At 73.0% G+C, this 20979-nt stretch carries 20 protein-coding genes and 1 tRNA gene; 10 read left to right on the plus strand and 11 right to left on the minus strand.

Going from position 1 to position 20979, the window contains the following annotated elements; genetic code table 11:
- Window positions 1-42 precede the first annotated feature (42 nt).
- Window positions 43-972 (minus strand): permease prefix domain 1-containing protein, encoded by a 930-nt coding sequence (locus ACQFYA_RS17735; RefSeq protein WP_499126358.1) that lies wholly within the window; start codon window positions 970-972, stop codon window positions 43-45.
- The gene (locus tag ACQFYA_RS17740; protein ID WP_499127599.1) at window positions 969-1367 is read right to left on the minus strand and encodes a PadR family transcriptional regulator; all 399 of its coding nucleotides are present in this window, start codon (window positions 1365-1367) and stop codon (window positions 969-971) included. Before ACQFYA_RS17740 ends, ACQFYA_RS17735 begins: the two co-directional genes overlap by 4 nt.
- A 195-nt stretch (window positions 1368-1562) precedes the next feature.
- Between ACQFYA_RS17740 and ACQFYA_RS17745 the strand changes: the two genes are divergently transcribed.
- Complete coding sequence (locus tag ACQFYA_RS17745) at window positions 1563-3581, plus strand: DHA2 family efflux MFS transporter permease subunit (RefSeq protein ID WP_499126360.1); 2019 nt, start codon at window positions 1563-1565, stop codon at window positions 3579-3581.
- A 46-nt stretch (window positions 3582-3627) separates the two neighbouring features.
- On the opposite strand, the gene ACQFYA_RS17750 is transcribed toward ACQFYA_RS17745, so the two are convergent.
- The 3 genes from ACQFYA_RS17750 to ACQFYA_RS17760 form a co-directional block, all read right to left on the minus strand.
- Window positions 3628-4779 (minus strand): FUSC family protein, encoded by a 1152-nt coding sequence (locus ACQFYA_RS17750; protein WP_499126361.1) that lies wholly within the window; start codon window positions 4777-4779, stop codon window positions 3628-3630.
- 71 nt (window positions 4780-4850) lie between these two features.
- Complete coding sequence (gene ygfZ / locus ACQFYA_RS17755) at window positions 4851-6002, minus strand: CAF17-like 4Fe-4S cluster assembly/insertion protein YgfZ (RefSeq protein ID WP_499126363.1); 1152 nt, start codon at window positions 6000-6002, stop codon at window positions 4851-4853.
- Entirely contained in the window at window positions 6002-6571 is a 570-nt protein-coding gene (locus ACQFYA_RS17760) for a heme-binding beta-barrel domain-containing protein (RefSeq protein ID WP_499126365.1), read from the minus strand. Before ACQFYA_RS17760 ends, ygfZ begins: the two co-directional genes overlap by 1 nt.
- A 237-nt stretch (window positions 6572-6808) precedes the next feature.
- Between ACQFYA_RS17760 and ACQFYA_RS17765 the strand changes: the two genes are divergently transcribed.
- Window positions 6809-7195 (plus strand): DsrE family protein, encoded by a 387-nt coding sequence (locus ACQFYA_RS17765; protein WP_499126366.1) that lies wholly within the window; start codon window positions 6809-6811, stop codon window positions 7193-7195.
- 212 nt (window positions 7196-7407) lie between these two features.
- Complete coding sequence (locus ACQFYA_RS17770; RefSeq protein WP_499126368.1) at window positions 7408-8079, plus strand: YceI family protein; 672 nt, start codon at window positions 7408-7410, stop codon at window positions 8077-8079.
- 44 nt (window positions 8080-8123) lie between these two features.
- On the opposite strand, the gene ACQFYA_RS17775 is transcribed toward ACQFYA_RS17770, so the two are convergent.
- Window positions 8124-8870: a hypothetical protein gene (locus ACQFYA_RS17775; RefSeq protein ID WP_499126369.1), complete on the minus strand. Its 747-nt coding sequence runs from the start codon at window positions 8868-8870 to the stop codon at window positions 8124-8126.
- A 243-nt stretch (window positions 8871-9113) separates the two neighbouring features.
- Between ACQFYA_RS17775 and ACQFYA_RS17780 the strand changes: the two genes are divergently transcribed.
- Window positions 9114-9863 (plus strand): winged helix-turn-helix transcriptional regulator, encoded by a 750-nt coding sequence (locus ACQFYA_RS17780; RefSeq protein WP_499126371.1) that lies wholly within the window; start codon window positions 9114-9116, stop codon window positions 9861-9863.
- 57 nt (window positions 9864-9920) lie between these two features.
- Window positions 9921-10859, plus strand: a complete 939-nt coding sequence (locus ACQFYA_RS17785) for an alpha/beta fold hydrolase (protein ID WP_499126373.1) — start codon at window positions 9921-9923, stop codon at window positions 10857-10859.
- 14 nt (window positions 10860-10873) lie between these two features.
- On the opposite strand, the gene nth is transcribed toward ACQFYA_RS17785, so the two are convergent.
- Window positions 10874-11623: an endonuclease III gene (gene nth / locus ACQFYA_RS17790; RefSeq protein ID WP_499126375.1), complete on the minus strand. Its 750-nt coding sequence runs from the start codon at window positions 11621-11623 to the stop codon at window positions 10874-10876.
- Between the two features lie 199 nt (window positions 11624-11822).
- On the opposite strand from nth, the gene ACQFYA_RS17795 reads away from it, so the two are divergent.
- The gene (locus ACQFYA_RS17795; protein WP_499127601.1) at window positions 11823-12500 is read left to right on the plus strand and encodes a Crp/Fnr family transcriptional regulator; all 678 of its coding nucleotides are present in this window, start codon (window positions 11823-11825) and stop codon (window positions 12498-12500) included.
- Window positions 12501-13085: 585 nt separating this feature from the next.
- Here the strand turns inward: ACQFYA_RS17795 and ACQFYA_RS17800 are convergent.
- A complete protein-coding gene (locus ACQFYA_RS17800) occupies window positions 13086-13556 on the minus strand; it encodes a RidA family protein (RefSeq protein ID WP_499126377.1) in 471 nt (156 codons plus the stop codon).
- Complete coding sequence (gene sp36, locus ACQFYA_RS17805; protein ID WP_416345057.1) at window positions 13556-13720, minus strand: Sp36 family protein; 165 nt, start codon at window positions 13718-13720, stop codon at window positions 13556-13558. The genes ACQFYA_RS17800 and sp36 overlap by 1 nt, the downstream gene beginning before the upstream one ends.
- 148 nt (window positions 13721-13868) lie before the next feature.
- On the opposite strand from sp36, the gene ACQFYA_RS17810 reads away from it, so the two are divergent.
- From ACQFYA_RS17810 to ACQFYA_RS17820, 3 genes are all read left to right on the plus strand, one after another.
- The gene (locus ACQFYA_RS17810) at window positions 13869-16265 is read left to right on the plus strand and encodes a transglycosylase domain-containing protein (RefSeq protein WP_499126379.1); all 2397 of its coding nucleotides are present in this window, start codon (window positions 13869-13871) and stop codon (window positions 16263-16265) included.
- Complete coding sequence (locus tag ACQFYA_RS17815; RefSeq protein ID WP_499126381.1) at window positions 16250-17233, plus strand: metallophosphoesterase; 984 nt, start codon at window positions 16250-16252, stop codon at window positions 17231-17233. Before ACQFYA_RS17810 ends, ACQFYA_RS17815 begins: the two co-directional genes overlap by 16 nt.
- Before the next feature lie 92 nt (window positions 17234-17325).
- Window positions 17326-17402: transfer RNA gene (locus ACQFYA_RS17820), tRNA-Pro, on the plus strand.
- 345 nt (window positions 17403-17747) lie between these two features.
- On the opposite strand, the gene ACQFYA_RS17825 is transcribed toward ACQFYA_RS17820, so the two are convergent.
- On the minus strand, window positions 17748-18521 hold the full coding sequence (locus ACQFYA_RS17825; RefSeq protein WP_499126383.1) for a CPBP family intramembrane glutamic endopeptidase: 774 nt from the start codon (window positions 18519-18521) through the stop codon (window positions 17748-17750).
- Window positions 18522-18929: 408 nt separating this feature from the next.
- A complete protein-coding gene (locus ACQFYA_RS17830; RefSeq protein WP_499126385.1) occupies window positions 18930-19526 on the minus strand; it encodes a hypothetical protein in 597 nt (198 codons plus the stop codon).
- A gap of 101 nt (window positions 19527-19627) precedes the next feature.
- On the opposite strand from ACQFYA_RS17830, the gene ACQFYA_RS17835 reads away from it, so the two are divergent.
- Window positions 19628-20878, plus strand: a complete 1251-nt coding sequence (locus tag ACQFYA_RS17835) for an NAD(P)/FAD-dependent oxidoreductase (RefSeq protein ID WP_499126387.1) — start codon at window positions 19628-19630, stop codon at window positions 20876-20878.
- Window positions 20879-20979 lie beyond the last annotated feature (101 nt).

A 20979-nucleotide genomic window follows, 5' to 3' on the forward strand; every position in this document is an offset into this window, starting at 1 on the left:
ACCGGTCCCGGGCGATGGCAGTCGCCCGGGACCGTTCTTGCGTCAGTGCGTGTCGGGCGCCCCCTCCTTCCGCTCGCCGAAGAGCATCCTGGCGAGCACGAGCATGAAGACGATCCAGCCGGCGACGAGCGCGAGCAGGGACCATGCCCACCCGACGGTGAGGCCGAGCACGACGAACGCGACGAACGCCGTCACCCAGATCACCGCGGTGAAGATCCCGAACCGCGCGGCGGCCTCGGGGTCGCGCTCGAACCGGTCGCCGACGGAGCCGTGGTCGCGGGCCACCTGACGCACCCACGCCTTCTTCCGGTTGGTCTGGGTGACCCCCAGACCGACGAACACGCCGCCGCCCGCGACGACGGCGACCCCCGCGACGGCGTACATCCACGAGTCGAAGGTCCCGAGGACGGTGAACAGGATCAGCAGCAGCCCGTAGACCGTGAGCGCGCTCGCCAGGTAGTAGCCGCCGGCGCGGTGGGACGGCATCGGGTGGTTCGTCGTCGTCTCCTGCGAGAGGGAGAGCCCGACGACGAACCCGGCCGCGCTGGACGCCATCAGGAGCAGCATCGCGACGAGGATGCCCGGCAGGTCGAGGACCCCGGCCGGGGCGAACGCGGCGAAGACGACCAGGGCCGTGCACACCAGCGACGCGAGGACGACGCCGAGCACGAAGCGGGGCTTCGGGCGCACGCGCTGCTGCTGGGCGACGGCGGACGCCTCCTGCGTCGGGGTGCGCCGCGCGCCGCCCGTCTGGGCCTCGACGTCGGCCTGGGCGTCGGCGAGGATCGCGCGCACGTCGCCCAGCTCGTCGAAGGCACGCCGGGCGGCGTCGTCGGGCGTGACGCCGGAGGCCTGCAGCTCGGCGGCCCGGGCCTCGAGGTTCGCCCGGATCTCCTCCTTGAGGTCCTGGACCTCGGGGGACGGCTCGACGCCGGCGAACGCCTCGTCGAGGAGGCGGTGGACGGTGGTCATCGCGGGGTGTCCTTGTCTGTGCTCGTGCCCGTGCTCCCGTCCGTGCGGAGCAGGGAGTCGATGACGTCGCGGGTGGCGACCCACGCGGCGACGTTGCGCCGGTAGACGGCCCGGCCGGCGTCGGTGATCCGGTAGTACTTGCGGCGCCCGCCCTGGGACTCGTCGCCCCAGTAGGCCTCGACCAGCCCGTCCTTGGTCAGGCGGCGGTACGTCGCGTAGAGCGTGGCCTCCTTGATCTCGTGCGCCCCGCCCGTCGCGTCGCGGATCGTCTTGTAGATCTCGAAGCCGTAGCGGTCCCCGCGACGCAGCGTCGCGAGCACGATCGTGTCGGTGTGACCGCGCAGCAGGTCGGCGGAGAACGCGTCGTCCGCCGTCGAAGGCTCATCTCGCTGCATCACGCCAGGTACTGTATCTCATCAACTACTCGACGACAACAGGTGCTGCACGTGCCCCACATCTCCGGCCCGGCCGCGGGCACTCGTTCGTCGTGCCGTCCTCGGAAGTCCGTGCGAGCCTGCGTAACGGGAACGGGTTTTCGAAGGCTCAACCACCGGGGCGGTGACGTCCGCCCGACGCCGGGAGGGCACCGCATGGCCGCACCGCGCACACCCACCGCCGAGCCCGAGGCGCTGCCCCAGCGCCGGGTCCTCGCGATCTTCGGCGGGCTCATGCTCGCGATGCTCCTCGCCGCCCTCGACCAGACGATCGTCGCCACCGCGCTCCCGACGATCGTCTCGGACCTCGGCGGGGCCGAGCACCTGTCGTGGGTCGTGACCGCGTACATGCTCGCCAGCACGGCCACCACGGTGCTGTGGGGCAAGCTCGGCGACCTCTACGGGCGCAAGGCGCTGTTCATCACCTGCATCCTGATCTTCCTGGCGGGGTCGATCCTGGCCGGCACCTCGCAGACCATGGGCCAGCTCATCGCGTGGCGCGCCGTGCAAGGCGTCGGCGGCGGCGGGCTCATGGTGCTGTCGCAGGCGATCATCGGCGACGTCGTCCCGCCGCGCGAGCGCGGCAAGTACCAGGGCTTCTTCGGCGCGGTCTTCGGCGTCTCGTCCGTCGCCGGCCCGCTGCTCGGCGGGTTCTTCGTGGACAACCTCGACTGGCGCTGGGTCTTCTACATCAACATCCCCATCGGGATCGTCGCGCTGCTGGTCGTCGCCGCCGTGCTCCCCCACATCGAGGCCGGCAAGAAGCCGCGCATCGACTACGCCGGCATCATCCTGCTGGGCCTGATCTCGACGTCGATCGTGCTGGTCACCAGCCTGGGCGGCACCACCTGGGAGTGGCAGTCGTGGCAGGTCTACGGGATGGTCGCCGTCGCCGTCGCGTCCGTGGTCGGGTTCGTCGTGGTGGAGCGCCTCGCCCCCGAGCCGGTGCTCCCACTCCACCTGTTCCGCAGCAAGGTGTTCTCCGTGTCCGCCGTGGTCGGGTTCGTCGTCGGGTTCGCGATGTTCGGCGCGATCACCTATCTGCCGCTGTACCTGCAGACCGTCAAGGGCTCCTCGCCCACCCAGTCCGGCCTCGAGATGACGCCGATGATGCTCGGCATGCTGCTCACCTCCATCGGGTCGGGGCAGCTGATCTCCCGCACGGGGCGGTACAAGATCTACCCGATCATCGGCACGGCGATCACCACGTGCGGCCTCTACCTGCTGTCCCTCATGGGCCGGGACACGACCACGCTCCAGGCCGGCCTCAGCATGTTCGTGCTCGGCGCGGGGCTGGGCATGGTCACCCAGGTGCTCGTCATCGCCGTGCAGAACGCGGTGAGCTACCGCGACCTCGGCACCGCCACGTCCGGCGCCACCTACTTCCGCACCATCGGCTCGTCCGTCGGCGTCGCCGTCTTCGGCACGATCTTCGCCAACCGGCTCACCGACGAGCTGATCACGTCGGTGCCCGCGACCGCGCAGGGCCCGTGCGCGCCCGAGGCCCTCGGCGCGTCCACCCAGGCGCTCGCGCAGTGCCCGCCGGAGGTGCAGGACTGGTTCCTCGACGCCTACGCCGGAGCGCTGCACGTCGTCTTCCTGTGGGCCGTGCCGGTGGCCGCGCTCGCCTTCCTGATCACGTGGCTGCTCCCCGAGGTCGAGCTGCGCACGGCCACGCGCGGCGACGCCGCCGCCACGGCCGGCCAGGCGGCGGGCGAGTCGTTCGCGCTGGGCTCCGCCCGCACGTCGCTCGACGAGCTGCGCCTCATCCTGTGGCGCCGCGTCGGCAAGCTGGACCCGCTGCGCGTGTACGAGCTGATCGAGCGCGACAACGACCTCACGGCCGAGGAGGCCTGGATGGTCACGCGCGTCTCCCTCAAGCGCAAGCGCTCGGTGCAGCTCATGGCCGAGCGCACCGAGGTCTCGCCCGAGACGGTGCGCCGGGTCGCGGACGCGCTCGAGACGCGCGGCCTCGTCGAGGTGGACGGGGACGCCGTTCTGGCCACGCCCGACGGCGACGTCGCCGCCGAGGCGATCCGCGACGCCGAGCGTCGCCGCCTGCGGCGCTACGTCTCCGAGTGGCCCGACGGCGACGAGCCCGAGGTCGACGAGCTCGTGGAGCAGCTCACGCACGAGCTCCTCGCCGACGAGACGGACGTCGTCGAGCACCGCTGACCCGCTCGCCCCGCCCGTCCTGGGCCCGCGCCGACCGGCACCGGCGTCACATCTCGGGGAGGGTCGCGCGCGCGTCCTCCGGCGTCATGCCGGCGGCCTCGAGCGTGTCCACCAGCGGCGAGCGCAGCAGGAGCACGAGCGACTGCACCTGCCAGTACCCCTCGCCGACGGTGCGCGGGTCGACGTCGGCGGCGACGGCCGCCAGGACCTCGCGCGCCCGGGCCGGGTCGGCGCCGGAGCCGAGGGCGCTCGCGAGCAGCCGGACGCCGCCCGCGTACCGGTCGACCAGGTCGGCGACCGGGTGGTGCGCCTCCGCGCCGCCCGCGCCGGGGGCGTCGTCGGGGGCGGGCTCGTCGGCGACGCCCGGCGCGACGCGCGCCTCGTCCGGCAGGAGGCCGAGCGACCGCAGCGCGGCCGGCACGCGGCGGGCCAGGACGCGCACGCTGCGCATCGAGCGGTCGATCAGCACCGCCTGCGAGGCGAGCCGCGTGATCTCGTCCCGGTGCACCCGGTTGACGCTCACCCGTGCGATCTCGCGGGACTTGCGCGCGAGGTCCCGCCAGTCCGCGAGCACGGTCTCGGCCGCCCGCCCGCGCACGAGGGCGCCGGCGATGTCGTCGTCGTCCGCGTCGCGCAGGCCGCGGGCGACGGACTCCAGCACCGAGGCCAGCTCGAGGGTCGCCTCCTCGGCCGCAGCCCGGAGCCGCCGGCGCGGGTCGCCCGGGGTCAGCAGCGCGAGGATCAGCGCGACCGCGCCCCCGACGAGGGCGTCCGTCCAGCGCCCGATCGCGCCCTCCGTGGCGACGGCGGCCGGGAGCCCGACGACGACGATCGCCTGGACGCCCGCCTGCGTGGCCAGCAGCGCGCCCCGGTCGATGAACCGCCCCAGCAGCGCCGAGACGAGGAGCACGACGGTGAGCTGCCACCAGCCCGAGCCGATGAGGTGCACCACGAAGTCGCCCATCGCGACCCCGACCGCGACGCCGACCGCGACCTCGGCGACCCGGCGCAGGTCCCGGTCGAAGCTGAACCCGAGGCAGACCCAGGCGGCGACGGCGGCGAAGAACGGCTGGTCGTGCCCCAGCACCAGGTGGGCGAACCCGTAGGCGGCGCCCGCGGCGAGGGAGGCCTGGACGATCGGCCAGAACGAGCCGCGGACGCGGCCCCAGCCCTGGCGGAGCCGGATGCGGCGGGTCATGGAGCGGAGCGCGACGCGGGCTCTCTCGCCCGTCGGCCGAGCTGTCGGCTCCTCGTCCACGCCGCCGCCGCTCAGAGCAGGCTCTGCGGCGCGTCCGGTCCGCGCGGGGTGAGGCCGCGCGCGAGGGGCCCGTGGGCCTCGGGCCGGTCGGCCGAGACGCCGTCGCCCGGCACCACGACCTCCTGCGCCGCCGCGAGCTGCAGCTCCTGCCCGCCGACGTCGCCCACCACCGTGAGCTCGGCGTCCTCGGGCACCGACCGCTTGACCACGGCCAGCGCGACGGGGCCGAGCTCGTGGTGCCGCGCCACGGTCGTCATGGTGCCGACGGCCCGCCCCTCGGCGCCGCCCAGACGCACCTCGGCGCCCGCCTCGGGCACCACGTGCAGCGACCCGTCGAGGTGCAGCAGCACGAGCCGCCGCGGCGGGCGCCCCAGGTTGTGCACGCGCGCGACGGTCTCCTGCCCGCGGTAGCAGCCCTTCTGCAGGTGGACGGCGGTGCGCAGCCAGTCGAGCTCGTGCGGCACGCTGCGGTGGTCGACCTCGTGGGCCAGCCGCGGCCGCCACGCCTCGACGCGGAGCGCCTCGGTGGCCCAGGTGCCGGCGAGCCTCCAGCCGGCGGCCTCGCGCTCGGCGACGGCGGCCGGCAGGTCGGCGCGGGGCACGAGGACGAGCCGCCACGGGCGGTCGGCGCCCGGGTGCTCGGTCTCCGACGGCCCGTACCGGGTGCCCCCGGCCGCGACGCGCGGCCAGGTGTCCCACCAGGTCACCGGCTCGCCCTCGGCGCCCTCCGCGGCGACGGGCTCCCCGACCGCGGCGTACTCGGCAGAGAGGTCCTCGACCTCCACCCGCATCATGAACTTCATGCGCTCGAGCCAGGCGGCGAGCGGCGCGGCGTGGTCGCCCTCGGTGACCAGCCAGGTGGCCTCGCCGTCGTCGACGACGCCCGCGGCGTGCTCGACGTGACCCTGCGGCGACAGCACGAGCAGCTCGGTGGACGTGCGCGGCCGCAGCGCCTGCACGTCCTGCGAGGTGATCGAGTGCAGCCACGACAGGCGGTCGGGGCCGGCCACGCGCACCACGCCCAGGTGGGACTGGTCGACGACGGCGCCGCCGCGCGCGAGCGCGCGCTGCTCGGCCACCGGGTCGCCGTAGTGCCAGGCCACGCCCTCGTCGGCGCCCGTGGCGGGCACCGCACCGTGACGGTCGAGCAGCGGGGAGCCCATCAGGCCTCGACCTCCACCCGGTCGAGCTGGGCGGAGGCGTAGGAGCCGAGCGGGTGCCCGAAGGCCGCGAGCTCCTCGACCCACATCAGCCGGCCGTCGACCAGCCCGTACAGCCGCTTCGCCGCCGTGACCTCCGCGGCGGTGGAGGTGCGCGCCACGAAGTCCGTCGCGAGGTCGATGCGACCGTTGCCGGCGACGCCGAGGAACAGCGACAGCCGGCCCGACGCGTCGGTGGCGAGCACCTCGAGCGCGTGCCGGTCGTCCTCGAGCCCCTCGGGCCGGTCGCTGGACACCCGCCAGTAGCCGGTCTCGGTGGACCAGACGGTGTCGGGTGCGTCGTCGCCCGGGGCGCCGGACCCCTCGCCGTCGGCGGCCGCGGCCGAGCGCACGCGCAGCGTGGACTCGAAGCGCAGGTAGGGGCCGCCGTCGTGGTCGAAGACGAGGTCGTGCACGAACGGCGTCTCGTCGATGCCGGTGTACTCGATCACGCCCTCGCCGCGCCAACGGCCCACGAGCCAGGCGAGCGGGTAGACCTCGGGCGCGAGGTCCTCGGGGAAGGCGAAGGGCATCAGCGCTGGCCCTGGAACAGCTTGTAGACGACGTACCCGGCGAACCAGATGATCGTGACCGACACGACGACCAGCAGACCGGTGAACACTGCCTCGAGAGCGTGGATCGACATGCCGCGATCCTACCCAGGCACCCCCGTGGTCACCCACCTCCGCCGCTCACCGCCGCCCTGGCGCGGCGGGAGCGCGGAGGGAGATGGACGACGAGCGGGGCGTGCGTGAGTAAGGTCGCCGCCCATGAGCACCCCTCACGCCACCGCGCCCGCGCGCTCGCTCGTGATCAAGACCACGTCCGGGCTGGACCGCCCGGAGGCGGCGAACCAGGCGCTGACCGTCGCCGCGGCGGCCGTGGCCTCGGGCGCGGAGGTCAGCCTGTGGCTCACCGGGGAGTCCGCCTGGTTCGCGGTGCCGGGCCGCGTCGCGGAGCTGGAGCTGGAGCACGCCGCCCCCGCGGGCGACCTGCTCGACGCCGTCCTGGCGGCCGGCACCGTCACCCTGTGCACCCAGTGCGCCGCCCGCCGCGACCTCGGCCCGGCCGACGTCCTGCCCGGCGTGCGGATCGCCGGGGCCGCCGTCTTCGCGGAGGAGGTGCTGCGCCCCGGCGCCCAGGCGCTCGTCTACTGATGACGCCGACCGGGGCCCGACCCGTGTGAGCCACACCACCCGGCACCGGGAGGCACTCCCGCCGAGCATCTCCCGTGCCGTAGATTGAACGTTGAAGCATCCCGTCGGGCCGCCGCTCTGCCCCGGCCGCCGGGAGTGCACATCCCCGAGGCCTCCCCCTGCCGTCGCGGCGGGCGCCGGCCGCCCGTCGTCGCGATACCGGAGAACCACCCATGACCTCGTCCACCCGGACCTGGAACGACCTCGTCATCCCGGCTGCGGGCACGTACCTGCTCGACGAGGCGCACAAGCGCCTGGGCTTCCTCGCGATGCACATGATGGTGAGCCCCGTGCGCGGCGAGTTCCCCGTGGGCACGGCCACCATCCACGTCGCGGACGACCCGCTGCGGTCGTCGGTGTCCGCGACGCTGGAGACCGCGACGCTCACCACGCACAACCCCGACCGGGACACCCACCTGCGCAGCCCGGACTTCCTCGACGTCGAGAACTACCCGACCATCGAGTTCCGCAGCACCGGGATCGAGTGGCGCACCGAGGAGGACCCGATGTTCTCCTGGGCCCGCCTCAAGGGCCGCACTCCCGGGCGCGCGGCGGTGCCGCAGTCGACCATGCGCACGTCGGCGAAGTTCGTGCTGCACGGGCACCTCACGATCCGCGGGGTCACGCACCCGATCGCGCTGAACGCGGAGTTCGGCGGCGCGCGTCGCGACCCGTTCGGCAACGAGATCTTCGGGTTCAGCGCGAGCGCGGACTTCGAGCGGGAGAAGTACGGCCTCACCTGGAACGTCGCCCTCGAGGCGGGCGGCGTGCTCGTCGCCAAGACGGTCCGGATCGAGCTGGCCGGCGAGGCGATCCGGCAGGCGCCGCCCGAGCCGCAGTACTGAGGGAGCCCTGCAGGAGCGGCGCAGGGCGGCCGGCAGCGCCGGTCTCAGGCGACGACGAGACGCCCGACGACGAAGACGAGGATGCCGGCCACGGCGACGGGCGTCGTGACGGCGGCCAGCACCGCGAACCGGCTGGTGAGCGCCGGCTGCCGCTCGAACAGCAGGCGCAGCACCGCGACCACCAGGCCGGTCACGACGCCCGCGACCAGGCCGCTCACGGGGTCGATCGACGGGACGAGCATCGCCGCTCCCCCGGCCGCGACGCCGCCGAGCGCCACGCCCACGAGCGAGCCCGCCCACGAGCGGGCGACGGGCGTCGCGGACACCGCCGACGCCACCGCGAGGCCGACGGCGCTCACCACGACCAGCGACGCCCCCGCCTCGGACCGCCCCGCGGCGACCCACCCCGAGCAGCAGACGGCCACGACGGCGCCCGTCACGGTGCCGCTCACCGACTCCACGAGCCGGGGCCGGCCGCCGCGGCGCAGCATCTCGGCGACGAAGGCGAGCACCAGGGCCATCGCGAGCACCAGCGGCACGTTGCGCAGCACCGGCTCCCCGCGGGTGGCCCCGGCGACGGCGACGGCGCCCAGGCCCGCGAGCGCGACCACGACCGTCGTGCCGCCCTGCGCGGGCAGGCGCAGCAGCGGCGCCCAGCCGGCCGCGACCAGCAGCACCAGCGCCGCGGACACCACGGTCAGGGGCAGGATCCCGAAGGCGTCGAACGACGCCGAGGCCGCGACGACGGCGGCGAGGACGGCCGTCCAGACGGCACGGGTGGTCACGGTCACGACGACGAGTGTGGCAGACGGCGTGGCGCCGGCCTCGCCCGCCCGCAACACCCGGACCTCACGCGACACAGTCCGGTCAACGGGCAGTAACGCGCCCGCAACACGGTTCGGGGCACACTGCGGGAACCTGGTCGGAAGACCGGGCCGGGTGCGGTGTGATCAACGCCGCAGCCGCGGTACGTTGGCGGACGCACCTGTCGGACGCTGTCGAACGGACCGTCCGACGACCGGGAGGAGGTGCCGGTGGCCGAGCTGCTGATCCTCACGCCCGCGTCCGGCGGATCCGTCGAGGTGTTGCCCGCACTGGGACTGCTGAACCACAAGGTCCGCGTGCTGCCCATGGAGCCCTCGGCCCTCGTGGACGCGCCGGACTCCGACGTCGTGCTGCTCGACGCGCGCCGGGACCTCGTCGCCGCCCGCACCACGTGCCGCCTGCTGCACGCCACGGGGCTCACGGTGCCGCTGGTCCTCGTGCTCACCGAGGGCGGGCTGACCGTCGTCACGCACGAGTGGGGCGCCGACGACCTGCTGCTCGAGACGGCGTCCCCCGCCGAGGTGGAGGCGCGCCTCCGGCTGGTGATCGAGCGCTCCGCCCGCGGCCCGGTCGACGACGGCCCGCAGGAGATCTCGGCCGGAGACCTCGCGATCGACGCCGGCGGGTACACGGCACGGCTGCGCGGCCGCCCGATCGACCTCACGTACAAGGAGTTCGAGCTCATCAAGTACCTGGTGCAGCACCCGGGCCGCGTCTTCACCCGCGCCCAGCTGCTGCAGGAGGTCTGGGGCTACGACTACTACGGCGGCACCCGCACCGTGGACGTCCACGTGCGGCGCCTGCGCGCCAAGCTCGGCCCCGAGCACGAGCAGCTCATCGGCACGGTCCGCAACGTCGGCTACCGGTTCGACCCGCCCAAGGAGCCGCGTCCCGCCGAGGACGGGTCGAGGACGCCGGTCGACGGCGAGGGTGCCGCGGGGCGGGCCCCGACGCGCTGACCGACGCGCCCCTCGGCCACGACGGCGGACTCCGGGTAGGTTCGAACAGTGACCGCGATGTCGGACTCCAGCGATTTCTCCAGCGCCCTCGTGGACGGGCCCTGGCGGCACGAGCTCGTGCCCGCCAACGGCGCGCGCTTCCACGTCGCCCTGGCCGGTCCGGAGCGGTCGAACGGCGAAAAAACCCCCCTCGTCGTCCTGCTGCACGGCTTCCCGCAGTTCTGGTGGGCATGGCGGCACCAGGTCGGGAGCCTGGCCGATGCGGGGTACCGCGTCGCCGCCATGGACCTGCGCGGCGTCGGGGCCTCCGACAAGCCGCCCTCGGGCTACGACGTCCCGACCGGCACCCAGGACGTCGCCGGCGTGGTGCGCTCCCTCGGTCACGACCGCGCGGTGATCGTCGGGCACGGCACGGGGGGCGTCACCGCCTGGGCGATGGCGCGGCTGCAGCCGGCCGTCACGACCGCGGTGGCCGCCGTGTCGTCGCCCCACCCGGCCCGCCTGCACGTGTCGGGCCGCCAGCTGCTGACCCCGCTGGCCCGCCGCCTGCTCGCCGCCTACCAGCTGCCCACCCTGCCGGAGCGCCGGCTCACGGACGGCGACCAGGTGGCCCGCGTCCTGCGCGACGGCGCGGCCCGGCCCCTGGGGACGGACGCCCTCGAGCTGTACCGCACGGTGATGCGCATCCCGTTCGCCGCGCACACGGTGATGGAGTCGCTGCGCTGGATGGTCCGCTCGACGCCGCGGCCGGACGGCCGGCGGTACCTCGCGCAGCTCCGGCAGCCGGTGGACGTGCCCGTGCTGCAGGTGCAGGGCGCCCTCGACGGCTTCGTCGACCCCCGCCACGCCCCGACCGACGGCGCGGCGCTCGCGCGGGACTTCCGGTACGAGGTGGTGGACGGCGCCGGGCACTACCTTCCCGAGGAGTCGCCCGACGAGCTCGGCAAGCTGCTCGCCGACTGGCTCGAGCACGCCCTCGCCGCCCCCGGCCGATAGGCCCCGGGGGGACGTCAGCCGCGCGGCCCGGGCTTGACGAGCTTCTGCGCCGCCACGGGATCCGTCTCGCCGATGCCGAACGACGGGCACCACCGCGCCACGGGGCACGCCCCGCAGGCCGGCCGGCGCGCGTGACACCGACGCCGCCCGTGCCACACCAGGTGGTGGCTCAGCATCGTCCAGTCCTTCTTCGGGAACAGCGCCCCGACCTCGTGCTCGACCTTGACCGGGTCCTCCTGGTCGGTCCAGCCGAACCGTCGCGCGAGGCGCCCGAAGTGCGTGTCCACGGTGATCCCGGGGACGTCGAAGGCGTTGCCGAGCACCACGTTCGCGGTCTTGCGGCCCACCCCGGGCAGCGTCACCAGGTCGTCGAGGCGGCCCGGCACCTCGCCGTCGAACCGCTCCACGAGCGCCTGCCCCAGGCCGATGATCGACCGCGTCTTGGCGCGGAAGAAGCCGAGCGGCTGGAACAGCTCCTCCATCTCCGCCGTGTCGGCGCCCGCGTACGCGGGGGCGTCCGGGTAGCGGGCGAAGATGGCGGGCGTGGTCGCGTTGACCCGCACGTCCGTGGTCTGCGCCGACAGCACGGTCGCCACGAGCAGCTCCAGCGGCGTCGTGAAGTCCAGCTCGGCGCGGGCGTCCGGGTACGTCACCGCCAGCTCGCGGTCGATCCGGCGCGCGCGACGCACGAGCGCGACCCGGGACTCCCCGGTGGGGGTCTCGGCGGGGGTGGACGAGCGAGGGGCGGAGGACGTCGTCGGCACATCGCGAGCCTAGCCACGCCCCCCGACACCGCGCGGCGGGGCGTCCGTCGTGCCCCGCCGAGCCGCACCCGCGGCGCGTCCCGAGGGACGCGATTTGGTGGGGTGAGGCAGACTGAGAACTGGAACACAAACTCTTGACAACCCCTGGACGACCGGCCCTACCCCGGGAAGGCCGCCCCTGAACCACGTGAGGAATCCTGTGGACGACACCGTCGTGCTCTCCGCCCCTCTCTTCGCGGACATGGAATCCGAGGAGACGAAGGCGCTCTTCGAGTCCATGGTCCCGGTCGAGCTGACCCGTGGGGACGTCCTCTTCCGCGAGGGCGAGCCCGGCGACCGGCTCTACGTCATCGCGCAGGGCAAGATCAAGCTCGGCCGACGGTCGAGCGACGGCCGGGAGAACCTGCTGTCGATCCTGGGCCCCGGCGAGATGTTCGGCGAACTGTCGCTCTTCGACCCGGGCCCGCGCACGGCGACGGCCTCGTCGGTGTCCGACGCGCTCGTCTACGAGCTGCGGCACCAGGCCCTCGTGCAGTGGATCGGCGCGCACCCCAGCGTCGCGACGACACTGCTCGGCGCGCTGGCCCGCCGCCTGCGCCGCACCAACGAGACGCTGGCCGACCTGGTCTTCTCCGACGTGCCCGGCCGCGTCGCCAAGGCCCTGCTCGACCTGTCCTCCCGCTTCGGCGAGCCCAACGACGACGGCATCCGCGTGGCGCACGACCTCACGCAGGAGGAGCTCGCCCAGCTCGTCGGCGCCTCCCGCGAGACGGTCAACAAGGCCCTGGCGGACTTCGCCACCCGCGGTTGGGTGCGTCGTGAGGGTCGCGCGGTCGTCCTCCTGGACATCGACCGCCTGGAGCGCCGGGCTCGCTGAGCCGCGCTGGTTGAGCCTGTCGAAACCCGCTCCGCCGGTTGAGCCTGTCGAAACCCGCTCCGCTGGTTGAGCCTGTCGAAACCCTTCAGGCCGTCACCTCGGTCTCTGCCGCACACGGAAGGGGCGTTCTTCGCCCGGTCGCGTTCACGCGCCCCAAGGGGCGCTCCACTTCGGGACGTCTACGACCGGGCGAAGAACGCCCCTTCCGTCTGCTCTGCTGTCGGCCCCCGGCCGCCTCCCACGCCCAGGGACGCGCCGGGCCGTCCCTGGTCAGGGCCGTGCGCGGCTCCCGCACGGTGGTGGGGCCGATCTGAGCTGGAAGCCCGCCGGGGAACTGCCGCCGACAGGATGAACCCGGCCTCGGGCGACCAGCCGCGTCGCCGACGTCGGCAGCGGCCGTCTCCGTCAGGAGCGCTTCCGACGAGGCCTACGGCGCGCGAGAAGGTGCACGAGCGGGTGGGGACGAGGTCCTTCGCCCGGTCGTAGATGTTCCCGAAGTGGAGCGCCCCCTGGGGCGCGTGAACGCGACCGGGCGAAGGACCTCGTCCCCACCCGCGTCCGCCACCAGAAGCAGCGGACAGAACCTCAGACAAGCTCGACGAGAAGCTCCACCTCGACCGGCGCGTCCAACGGAAGCACCGCGACGCCGACGGCAGAACGCGCGTGCACACCCGCGTCCCCGAAGATCTCGCCCAGCACGGTGGACGCGCCGTTGATCACGCCGGGCTGGCCGGTGAACGACGGGTCCGACGCGACGAAGCCGGTGACCTTGACCACCCGGGCGCCGTCGAGGGTGCCGGTGAGCGACCGCACGGCGGCGAGCGCGTTGAGCGCGCAGGTGCGCGCGAGGTCGGCGGCGACGTCGGGCGCGACGAGGCCGTCACCCTCCCCCACCTTGCCGGTGACGGCGAGCGCGCCGCCGACGAACGGGAGCTGGCCCGCCGTGTAGACGTACTGCCCGGACCGCACGGCCGGGACGTACGCCGCGACGGGCGCGGCGACGTCCGGCAGGGCGATGCCGAGCTCGGCGAGGCGGGCCTCGGGACCGGCCGCCATCACTGCCCGCCGGAGGGGCGCTTGAGGTAGGCGACCAGGTTCGTGCTGTCGGGGCCGGGGACGACCTGGACGAGCTCCCAGCCGTCGGACCCCCATTGGTCCAGGATCGCCTTGGTGTTGTGGATCAGGAGGGGGATGGTCGCGTACTCCCACGTGGTAGCCATGCGGCGATCGTAACCATCGGCCGACGTCACCACGCGCGCGGGCCGGGACGGCGGTCGCGGCGTTCCCACGACCGGTCCACACAACCTGCACAGCGGGAAGCCGCCGACCGGCCGTGCCGGAACGGGCCCAACCCTTACCCTGGTGGGCATGGCCAAATCCGACCCCCGTCGCATCACCCGCACGATGCCCGCGACCCAGCTCGTGGCGCTGCTGCTCGCGTTCGTCCTCGCAGCAGGTGTGGGTGGCGTGCTCGCCGCCGGACTCGTCATCCCGGCCGTGGCCGGGGCCAACGCCGCCGCGGACAGCACCGTCGCCATCTACGACGAGGTGCCCGCGGAGCTCGAGCCGCGGCCGATGTCGCAGCAGTCGCGCATCTACGCGGCCAACGGGAAGCTGCTCGCCACGTTCTACGCGCAGAACCGCATCGTGGTGCCGCTGGACGAGATCTCGGACCAGATGCAGCACGCGGTCATCGCGATCGAGGACGAGCGCTTCTACGAGCACGGCGGCATCGACGTGCAGGGCATGACGCGCGCGCTGGCCAACAACGTCGCGGGGCACGCCACGCAGGGCGCGTCCACGCTCACGCAGCAGTACGTGAAGAACATGCTCATCGACCAGGCGCTGCAGGACGGCGACGAGTTCGGTGTGATCGAGGCGAGCGAGGACTCGATCGCGCGCAAGCTGACCGAGGCGAAGATGTCGATCGCGCTCGAGAAGACGATGAGCAAGGACGAGGTCCTCCAGGGCTACCTCAACGCCGCCCAGTTCGGGTCCCGCAGCATCTACGGCGTCGAGGCCGCTGCCCGGTACTACTTCGACAAGCACGCCAAGGACCTGAGCATCGTCGAGGCCGCCACGATCGCCGGCATCACGAAGTCCCCGAGCCGCTTCGACCCCACGAAGAACCCGGACGAGGCGAAGGAACGCCGCGACCTGGTGCTGCAGAACATGTGGAAGCTCGGGTACATCTCCACCGAGGAGCGGGACGAGGCCAAGGCGAAGACGATCAAGGAGACGCTCGACGTCAACCCGACCGAGATCGGGTGCAGCGCCGCCGGCGGCTCCGCGTTCTTCTGCGACTACGTGACCAAGGAGATCGTCAACAACCCCGTGTTCGGGGAGACGAAGTCCGAGCGTCAGCAGCTGCTGTACCGCGGCGGCCTCGAGATCCACACCACGCTGGACCCGAAGAAGCAGAAGGCCGCGTCCCAGGCCGTCAGCGACGCCGTCCCCGCCGACGACAGCAGCGGCCTGCAGTCCGCCATCGCCTCGGTGGAGCCCGGCACCGGCAAGATCGTCGCGATGGCGCAGAACATCCCGTACACCCCCGCCGAGGGCGGCAAGAACACGACGCGCGTCAACTACTCGGCCGACTCGATGCACGGCGCCTCGGGCGGCTTCCAGGTGGGGTCGAACTTCAAGCCGATCGTGCTGGCGGAGTGGCTCAAGGAGGGGCACACGCTGTCGGAGCGGGTGAACGCGACCAAGGTCGCGCGGTACCCGTCCGACTTCCAGACGCCGTGCGTCGGGAACCTCGCGGGCGCGGCATGGGCCCCCGCCAACTCCGAGGGCGTCGAGGTCGGCTACATCTCGGCCCTCGAGGCGACGTACAAGTCCATCAACACCGCGTTCGCCGCCATGGGCTACCAGCTCAACCTGTGCGACCTGCGCAGCACCGCCTGGGACATGGGCTTCCGCCCGACCAACTCCCAGGAGGGCAAGGTCACCGAGCCGACCGAGGAGAGCATCGACATCTTCGCGCCCATGCTCATCGGCACGCAGGAGTCGTCGCCGCTGAACGTGGCCGCGATGTACGCGACGCTCGCCTCTGGCGGCACCTACTGCTCGCCGATCGCCATCACCTCGATCGAGGGACCGGGCGGCAAGGACTACGACGTCCCGGACGCGAACTGCAAGAAGGACGCCCTCCCGGAGAACGTCGCCAACACCGTGGTGTACGCGATGGAGAAGGTCTTCTCCAGCAGCGGCACCGCCGCCGGGCTCGGCGGCGGCCTCTCCGACGGCCGCCCCGTGGCCGGCAAGACCGGAACCTCGCAGCTGTCGTCGCAGACGTGGTTCACCGGCTTCACGCCCAACCTGTCCACCTCGGTGTGGGTGGGCAACGCCGACGACCCGAACGAGGACCACTACCACGGCGCCTACGTGAACGGTCAGTCGTACGTGCACCTCTTCGGCTCGTCGGTGGCCGCGCCCGCCTGGAAGGACTACATGGACCAGGCGGTCTCCGACCTCCCGGTCGAGGACTTCGGCAACGCCGACCCGGACCTGATCGGCGTCGGTGCCATCCCGTCCACACCGGACAGCGGTGACGACGACAGCGGTGACGACAGCAGCGATGACGGTGGCGACAACGGCGACAACGGCGGCAACGGCAACGGCAACGGCAACGGCAACGGCAACGGCAACGGTGGCGACAAGGGCAACGGTGGCGACAAGGGCCGGTCGGACGCGAACGCCGCGTGGAACTCCATCACCGAGGGTGACTGGGACGCGCTCGGCGACGCGTGGGGCGACAACTGACCGCCGCGACCGGCTGGCGGGTGGCGGGGGGCGTCGTCGCGGCGGGAGTCGCGGGCCTCGCCTACGCCCACCTGGAGACCAAGCTCTTCACCGTCCGCCGGGCAACCGTGCCGGTGCTGCCCGCGGGTGAGCCGGACCTGCGCGTGCTGCACGTGTCGGACCTGCACCTCACGCCGTCGCAGGGCCGCAAGATCGCGTGGGTGCGGTCGCTCGCAGCGCTCGAGCCGCACCTCGTGGTGAACACGGGCGACAACCTGGCCCACCGGGACTCCCTCGGGCCGCTGCTGCACGCGCTCGCCCCGCTGCTGACGACGGCGCCCGGCGCGTTCGTCATGGGGTCGAACGACTACTACTCCCCCAAGCCGAAGAACCCCGCGCGCTATCTGTTGCCCGACGCCCGGGTGGCGCCCACGCGCGCGCCCGACCTGCCGTCCGAGGAGCTGGCGGACGCGATGGTCGCCGCCGGGTGGCGCGACCTCACCAACCGGCGCGACACCGTCGCGGCCGACGGCCGGCTGCTGTCGCTCGTGGGCGTCGACGACCCGCACCTCGACCGCGACGACTTCCCCGCCCCCTCGCCGGTTGAGCCTGTCGAAACCGAGCCTGTCGAGACCCGGGTCTCGACAGGCTCGACCGGCGACGCCGTCCTGCACCTGGGCGTCACGCACGCCCCGTACCGCCGCGTGCTGGACCGCATGCACGCCGACGGCACGGACGTCGTCCTCGCGGGTCACACGCACGGCGGACAGCTCCGGGTGCCGGGGTTCGGCGCGCTCGTGACCAACTGCGACATCGACCGGCGCAGGGTCAGCGGCCTGCACGGCTGGCCCGGACCGCGGCCCGACGAGACCGGCGGGAACGGCTCCACGTGGCTGCACGTCTCGGCCGGTGCGGGCACGTCGCCGTACGCGCCCGTACGGTTCGCGTGCCGCCCGGAGGCGACGTTGCTCACGTTCACCGCCCGGTAGGCGGATCTCGTTTTCGTCCAGGCCGGATCGTCGGCTATTCTGAGCAGGCCTCCGCAGGAGGACGACGTCCTTCCGTCGTGGAGCAAGTCCTTCGGGGTGTGGCGCAGCTTGGTAGCGCGCTTCGTTCGGGACGAAGAGGTCGCAGGTTCAAATCCTGTCACCCCGACCACCAGAAAGGCCCTCTGGCCAGCGGAAACGCTGAGACCAGGGGGCCTTTCGCCTTGCCCCGAGGCCCCGGGATGGCCGTTGGGGGCTGACGCACGAGAGCCGGTTCCTCCGTCTTCTGGGGTCGGTCACGGGCGCGTCGGTCGTCAAGCCTGCTTCCGGTAGCCGGCCCAGTGGTGCCAAAGGTGAGTTCCGCCCACGTCGTCGAGAGGCGGCCAGGCTGGTCGGGTGGTTGGGCCAGTCGTCCGGGCCCAGGAGCGGCACCTCCTGGTGTCCGCATGGTGGTAGGTGATGCCCTCGACATCGAGAAGGTCGGGGACGGCCCACGACCATGAGCACGGAGAGTCGGTTACGTCGGTGTCGAAGCGTGGAGCGCCGGTTCCTCCACCCCTTCGTGGGCGTCGCGGGCAGCGAACCAGAAGGTGGCCAGCGCGACGACGCCAGCCAGCAGGGGGAGCGCGGCCAGGGGGTTGGAACCGTCGGTCACCTGGATCGAGAACACCGAGAAGTCCCAGGCGCCGTGCAGCAGCATCGCCGAGATCAACGATCCAGTGACCCGTCGCAGGATGTAGAACAGCAGACCGTGCAGGAACGCCTGACCGATCTGCGGGAGCGTCTCGCCGAGGGACTGGCCCAGGAAGATGTTGATGCCATGCATCAGCCCGAAAAGCAGGCTTGAGATCAGTGCGACCCAGACCTCGCGGGTTCTGCTGCGCAGACCGACCAGGAGCAGCCCGCGGCTCGTCAGCTCTTCGTTGAACCCCACGAAGACGCCCAGGGCGAGCGCCGCCAGGATGAAGTCAGGCCCCACCGATGCCCACTCGGTCCCGGCCACGTTGCCAACCAGGGCGGCGGCCAGCAGTGCAGGGGCGATGATCGTCCACTTCGCGCTGGTCCTGCGGCGTTCACGAACGGCCGGTCGCCACCACCCGAGCCATGTCGTCACCACTGCCATGACGACCGCACCGACGACCAGCGAGATCACGGCGCCGCGCCAGAGGTTCTCCGCCGAGTCTCCGAAGTCGGTGTAGGAGATCCCGCTGGTCGCCTGGATCACGACGATGACGACCAGGTACAGCACCCAGGCGGCGAAGCCGACCCAGAATTTCGGTTGCACCCGCACGACATCTCCTCTGTCTCGGCGCCAAGGCGAGTCCGGCGGACTCCGCACACACTGGCACGCGAAGGCGGACACTGCAGACTGACGCAGTGCGTGGAAGGGAGCCGTCAGGAGCCGTCCATGCCACAGACCCGGTCCGCCGCCAAGAACCGATCACATGATCCAGGTCGAAGGCTCATGCGAACGATCCTGGGCTGCACCGCTCGAGCGGCGTGCACCGGGTGCGTCAGCTGGTGCGCTCTCTTGCCGCAGATGGCACGACCGTTCTGCTTTCCCGTCACCTGATGAGCGAGATGGCCCAGACCGCCGACGACGTCGTGGTCATGGGGCGCCGCCGACTGGTTGCGGCCGGCAGCATCGAGGAAGTCGTGGCCGCCGCGACGCCAGGGGCCTGGATCCTGACGTCCTCGCTCAGGCCCTGTCCGAACGGGCGCCGCCGCCACGCGGCACGCACGCCGCGCGCCGAACCACCATCGCCAGGGCGACCGCGTTCAGCGCGCTCGCCGCGGCGGGCCACCAGCCGTCGGGCACCACGAGGGCGCCGAGGCCCGTGCTCCCGACCAGCGACAGGCACAGCACGAGGACGCCCCACCCGACGATCGGTCCCCGCCGCGGGCGTCCTGCCCACAGGACGGCTCCGGCGACGATCAGGTACACGGCCGAGGCGGCGCCCGGGCCGACGCCCCACCACAGGCCGAGGGGCATGCCGAGGGCCAGGACGACGTCGAGCGTCGCGGCCAGCGCGTAGGACGACCCGGGAAGGCGCCGGTGCGCGCGGAGCGCCCCGACGACGGCCACCGCAGGCGGCAGCACGAGGGCGACCCACACCCACGAGGTCGTCGTCCAGGGGTATGCGGGCCACACGGTCGGCATGACCACGGAGAAGGCGAGTCCGACGGCCGCGGCGCCGAACACGATCCGCTCCGCCGCACCGGCGTCGGACGGCGCGGCCCCCGGGGCGCGCGTCGTCGGTCCCGGTTCCTCCGCCGCCGTCGGCTCCGCCACCATGACGGGCAATCTAGCGCTGCCCGGCGAGAGGGTCGCCACGGACGACGTACTGTGGCAGCGTCAGGGGCGGCAGCCCTCGTCCCCGCTGGTCAGGAGTCATCATGCCCGCGTCGTCGTCCACCGCACCCGTCCTGGTCGTCGGAGGTGGCCTGGCCGCGGCCCGGGCCGTCGAGGCCGTGCGCGAGCAGGACGACGACGTCGACGTCGTCGTCGTCACCTCCGAGGGTCACCGGCCGTACGAGCGGCCGCCGCTGTCGAAGGACTACGTGCGCGGCCAGGCGGAGGCGGACGTCATCTACCCGCTCAAGGCGGGCTGGTACGACGACCACGGCATCGACCTGCGCACGCTCACCACCGTGGTGGACCTCGTGCCGGCGGACCACGAGGTGACGTTCGCCGACGGGTCGACGCTCGGGTACTCGCGCCTGCTGCTCGCGACCGGCTCCACCCCCCGCGCCCTCAACGTGCCGGGCCGCAGCCTCATCGGCGTGCACACGCTGCGCACCGTCGACGACGCCGACCTGCTCGCCGGCATCCTGCTGGCCGCGTCGCTCGAGGGCGAGGGCAAGGTCGTCGTCGTCGGCGACGGCTGGATCGGCACCGAGGTCGCGTCGTCCGCGCGGATGCTCGGGCTGGACGTCTGCCTCGTCGGTCAGACGGAGCACCCGCTGGAGGCCACGCTCGGGCCCGAGCTCGGCGCCCTGTACGGGCGCCTGCACCACGACCGCGGGGTGGCGCGGCATCGCGGCGACGTCGTCGAGTTCACCGGGGAGTCGGGCCGGGTCAGGGGCGTCCAGCTCGCCGACGGGACCGTGCTGGAGGCCGACCTCGTGGTGGTCGGCGTCGGCGTCACGCCCAACGTCGGGATCGCGTCGGCCGCGGGGATCGAGCTGCGGTCCCGCGACCTCGGCGGCGGCATCGCCGTCGACGGCGCGCTGCGCACGTCGGCGCCCGACGTGTTCGCCGCCGGCGACATCGCGTCCGTGCCGTCGCCCCACTACGGCCGCCCGCTCCGCGTGGAGCACTGGGCCGTGGCGCAGGACACCGGCGCGCACGCCGGCCGCGCGATGCTGGGCGACGACGCCACCTACGACGTCCTGCCCTACTTCTTCAGCGACCAGTACGACGTGGGCATGGAGTACAAGGGCTTCGTCGACCTGCGCGCCGCCGGCGCCGAGGTCGTGATCAGCGGCTCGATCGACGACCGCGAGCTCGTCGCGTTCTGGCTGCGCGACGGCGCGGTGCAGGCCGGCATGGCCGTCAACGTGTGGGAGCGGATGGACGACGTCGAGGAGCTCATCCGCTCCGGCCGCCAGGTGCCGCGCGCCGAGCTGGAGTCGTTCGTCGGTTGAGCCGGCGGACGGGTCTCGACAGGCTCGACCAGCGGTGGGGTCTCGACAGGCTCGACCAGCGGTGGGGTCTCGACAGGCTCGACCAGCGGTCGGGTCTCGAC

The organism is Promicromonospora sp. Marseille-Q5078 (genome assembly GCF_050315395.1).
In the GTDB taxonomy this organism is placed as follows: domain Bacteria; phylum Actinomycetota; class Actinomycetes; order Actinomycetales; family Cellulomonadaceae; genus Isoptericola.

What these genes read in the sequence shown, in the direction of transcription:
- ACQFYA_RS17735 (WP_499126358.1), bottom strand. Translation starts at nt 972, where the DNA reads ATGACCACCGTCCACCGCCTCCTCGACGAGGCGTTCGCCGGCGTCGAG.
- ACQFYA_RS17740 (WP_499127599.1), bottom strand. Translation starts at nt 1,367, where the DNA reads ATGCAGCGAGATGAGCCTTCGACGGCGGACGACGCGTTCTCCGCCGAC.
- ACQFYA_RS17745 (WP_499126360.1), top strand. Translation starts at nt 1,563, where the DNA reads ATGGCCGCACCGCGCACACCCACCGCCGAGCCCGAGGCGCTGCCCCAG.
- ACQFYA_RS17750 (WP_499126361.1), bottom strand. Translation starts at nt 4,779, where the DNA reads ATGACCCGCCGCATCCGGCTCCGCCAGGGCTGGGGCCGCGTCCGCGGC.
- ygfZ (WP_499126363.1), bottom strand. Translation starts at nt 6,002, where the DNA reads ATGGGCTCCCCGCTGCTCGACCGTCACGGTGCGGTGCCCGCCACGGGC.
- ACQFYA_RS17760 (WP_499126365.1), bottom strand. Translation starts at nt 6,571, where the DNA reads ATGCCCTTCGCCTTCCCCGAGGACCTCGCGCCCGAGGTCTACCCGCTC.
- ACQFYA_RS17765 (WP_499126366.1), top strand. Translation starts at nt 6,809, where the DNA reads ATGAGCACCCCTCACGCCACCGCGCCCGCGCGCTCGCTCGTGATCAAG.
- ACQFYA_RS17770 (WP_499126368.1), top strand. Translation starts at nt 7,408, where the DNA reads ATGACCTCGTCCACCCGGACCTGGAACGACCTCGTCATCCCGGCTGCG.
- ACQFYA_RS17785 (WP_499126373.1), top strand. Translation starts at nt 9,921, where the DNA reads ATGTCGGACTCCAGCGATTTCTCCAGCGCCCTCGTGGACGGGCCCTGG.
- ACQFYA_RS17800 (WP_499126377.1), bottom strand. Translation starts at nt 13,556, where the DNA reads ATGGCGGCCGGTCCCGAGGCCCGCCTCGCCGAGCTCGGCATCGCCCTG.
- sp36 (WP_416345057.1), bottom strand. Translation starts at nt 13,720, where the DNA reads ATGGCTACCACGTGGGAGTACGCGACCATCCCCCTCCTGATCCACAAC.
- ACQFYA_RS17810 (WP_499126379.1), top strand. Translation starts at nt 13,869, where the DNA reads ATGGCCAAATCCGACCCCCGTCGCATCACCCGCACGATGCCCGCGACC.
- ACQFYA_RS17830 (WP_499126385.1), bottom strand. Translation starts at nt 19,526, where the DNA reads ATGGTGGCGGAGCCGACGGCGGCGGAGGAACCGGGACCGACGACGCGC.
- ACQFYA_RS17835 (WP_499126387.1), top strand. Translation starts at nt 19,628, where the DNA reads ATGCCCGCGTCGTCGTCCACCGCACCCGTCCTGGTCGTCGGAGGTGGC.